Genomic DNA, 3,435 nt, shown 5'->3' with positions numbered 1-3,435 from the left:
GCCCGGCCCGGTGGTGCTCCGCCCGGCCCGGTGGTGCTCCGCCCGGCCCGGTGGTGCTCCGCCCGGCCCGGTGGTGCTCCGCCCGGCCCGGTGGTGCTCCGCCCGGCCCGGTGGTGGTGTTTCACGTGAAACAGGTGAGGGCTGCGGCAGGTCTACGGGCCGACGGGACCGCCGGTCGCTCCGGGGCGGTGGGCGCGATGTGGCCCACGTCGGCACGGGGAGGAGCGTCTTGGTCTGTGCCTCCCACGCCAGATCGGCCGTCCCGCCCGTCTGAAGGAGGCCTGTGAGATCCACCCTGTTCTGCTCGGAACGAGACCGGAGCCAGCCGCTGGATGACTGTCGGGTCAGAAACGACACCCGCGATCGATGGGGCTTCTGACATGCGATGTCTCCAGAGCCGGCCGCTTAGCCGTCTCACCTGAGCACGGCTAGACCCACGAGGTGTCACCCTGGCGCGAGAACACACCGAGCCCCATCCTGTGGCGCCCGGATGCTCGCTCAGTCGGGAGCGGCGGCGGCTCCGCGGAACGCTGGCTACGGGAGAGGGCCGGCGTCGACCTGGTACGCGTGAGATGCAGGCACGAGGTGATGCGTCCGGTTCCGTTGGTCGTGAGCGGTTCAAGGTGCACACCGAGACCGGCTCCACCGACGAGCTGCGGGTGGCCGGGCTCCTGATCGCCCAAGAAAGGCGCGGCTCGCCAATCGGCGAGCGGCTTCGAGGCTTCGCACCCATCGGGTCTCGGAGCTCAGGGGATGGCCCCCAACTGGGGTGAGGTTTGGGAGTCGGAACAGGAGCAGTCGGCTTCGTCGTTGACGGGCTGTACCGCTAGGAGGACCACGGCCGTGCGCTGAAAGGTGGGCGCCACGCCCAAGGCGACGCAGCCATGATGGTGCGCTGACGCGAACGCCGGACACCGTTGTGCTCTGAGAGCATGCGGCCCTCGGTTCGACTGGGACAGGAAGCTCTACGGACGGGGTGCGGCATGGAGGCGGACTTTGGCTTCGAGGCCTGCCAGGCCGGCTGGCAAATGCTCCCCCGGGTCTCTGGGGAAAGGGCCGTCGCCCGGACCTGGCTACTGCGCTATGACCAAGTCGTTGACCCCGGTCCTCGGTGCCGTCTAGGCAGGAGCGGCTGGGCTCCACAGACTAAGCCCCGACTCGCCTTCCACAGCCACGAGGCGGCGCCGCTCGGGCATCGCGGGCCACGTGGTTTTCGTCCTTCAGAGTCGGTTCAGCAAGTCGGACCTCACTGAGGCGGTGCTGGCGCGATGGGCTTTGGCAATAGCGAGGCGCCCCTGGCGAAGGCGCGGACCCCTTGGAGGAGCTCAAGGGGGACCAGGGTTGGGGACGGGTAGCCGCGGCCAGGCGATCGGAGCCGGGCCGTGCCGCGACCGCCCGCGGTGTCCACCCCGGGGTTGCTAGGGACGTTGATCGGATTGGACTCGGTTGCCGACGGCGGCGGTCTGTTCCGGACAGGCGGCCGCGCGGTGGTGACGGCGACTGGGTTACTCGGCGGCCAGCCGTGGTTGGTTCGGATCCGCGAGAAGGTGGCTTGCCGTAGCGATGCGGGGGTCCAGCCGGCTGTTCGGCAGATGGGACCTGGCCGGCGTTCTGCTCGTTATCGCGGGCCTCACCTTCGTCTCTCAGCGGCGATCCTGTAGTCGATGTAGAGACATCTATCAAAGTAGAGCCGAGTGCTGGCTGTCGATGTCGGGTGGTTGTGGCGCGGCGGGGTGGATCGACTGAGGTTGCGTGATGCATCGGGGAGGGGCGTTATCCACAGGCTGTGGGTGGGGTTGTTGAAGAAGGGGCGGGTGGGCCGTTTCACGTGAAACGGGGAGGGTGGGTGTGGGTTGTCCACGTGGGTATCCACAGGGGGTGCAAGCGTTCTACGTCGCGTTTCACGTGAAACGGCGGGGGTTGTGGATAACTTCTGTGGATAACTTCGGGTGTGGTGTGGGCCCCACGGATAGTGATCGACTTCTACGTGAAGGGCTGGGTGCGCTCGGTAGAGGGCGGCGCGGTCGGCGGCTGGAAAATTGACCCGGGACAGTGCCCTCTGCCTGCACTAAGGTCAGGCTCGTGCCCGACAACGCCGCGTCTCTGCCGGACTTCACTCGCTGGCCGTCGTTTCCCTTCGAGGGAGACATGCGCATCAAGCCTCTTGCCACTCCGGTGGCCGTGGAGCCTCCGCGAAGCGGCGAGGACGCTGCCGAATGTGTGGCCTGCAATACGCCGGACGATGCGTACATCTGGTTCAGCGAACGATGGCGCGTCCGGGCGATGGACCGGCCCACCGGGCTGCCGATGGTCGTGATTCTCGAATGCCGCTCGCATCTCGACCTCGGCGACCTGCCGAACCTGCTCGCAGCCGAGCTCGGCGTCATGACCGTCCGGCTCGAGCGGGCGATCCGCTCGCTCGACGGCGTCGCGCGGGTTCACGTGAACCGGTGGGGCGACGGCTCGGCGCACCTTCACATGTGGTTCCTCGCGCGGCCCTACGGCCAGCTCCAGCTGCGCGGCACCTTCCTCTCGCTGTGGGACGACATCCTCCCAACGATCCCCGAGCAGCAATGGCGCGAAAATTTGGCGCTGGTCGCCGCGTGGCTGGCCGAGTTCGGCGGCGAAGCGAACGCCGAACCGCCCCACATCCAGTGGGAATCGCCGGGAACGTTCAGCCCCTCCCCCGCCGCCGAGACCACGACCACAGCGTCAGCGACCGCCCCGGTCAGTGAGGCGACCACGTCGGTGGCTGATGCGAGCGGCGCGGCTGCGGCTTCCTCCTTGGGTACGCGGCCAGGGCAATCGAACGCGGACAGCCCGCCGGACGGAGCAGCCGGTGAGGCAGCGCAGGGTGGCGCCCCGGCCGAGGTGGAACCCGCCGAAGGCACCGCGGCTACCGAGCCTTCGAACGGTGAGGAGCCTTCTGCGACCGCCGGCGACACGGCGAGCCCTTCGCCGGGCCAGGACATCCCACGCCAGGCGACAGGCGAACAGTCGAGCCGCGTGTAACCGGCGCTGCAAGACGATCCTGTCTCAGGCGTGGGGTGCGTTCGAGACCCAAAGCTGAGAGCGCGTTGCGGCAGTGGCAGGGCAAGGTCCGACGCGGCAGGCTGAAACTTGCTTCTTTCAAGCAGGCGCCCCCGGACAGTGGTAGCCCTGAGTGGTAACCGAGCCCCGGATACCGCCCAGGCCTACCACTGTTTTGGGCAGTGGTCGCCACGGCGGGGCTACGACGAGGTTGGTGCGCTGCGCTGCTCAACTTCACTCAGAGCGCGCTGTGGCTCGGCGACCAGCACGTTGTCGGAAGCCCCGTGCAGGGCGGCGCAGCACCGGACGCGATTCCCCACTCGGTCGCTCGTTCAACGCGGCGGCTTAGTGCGCTACTTGTCGCACTGCGGCCGAGGTGCCGCTTGTAGTCGGGCGGCTGGTGCG

Annotated in this window: 1 protein-coding gene; it reads left to right on the top strand. The window is 68.3% G+C overall.

Annotated elements, in window-relative coordinates; genetic code table 11:
- Positions 1–2,082: 2,082 nt before the first annotated feature.
- Positions 2,083–3,012: a hypothetical protein gene (locus tag ACGFIO_RS23880; protein WP_392828728.1), complete on the top strand. Its 930-nt coding sequence runs from the start codon at positions 2,083–2,085 to the stop codon at positions 3,010–3,012.
- The last annotated feature ends 423 nt before the right edge of the window (positions 3,013–3,435 follow it).

The organism is Actinoplanes sp. NPDC049265, from assembly GCF_043197135.1.
GTDB lineage: Bacteria > Actinomycetota > Actinomycetes > Mycobacteriales > Micromonosporaceae > Actinoplanes.
The sequence above is the reverse complement of the archived record's forward strand: the minus strand, read 5'-3'. Positions and strand labels throughout refer to the sequence as shown.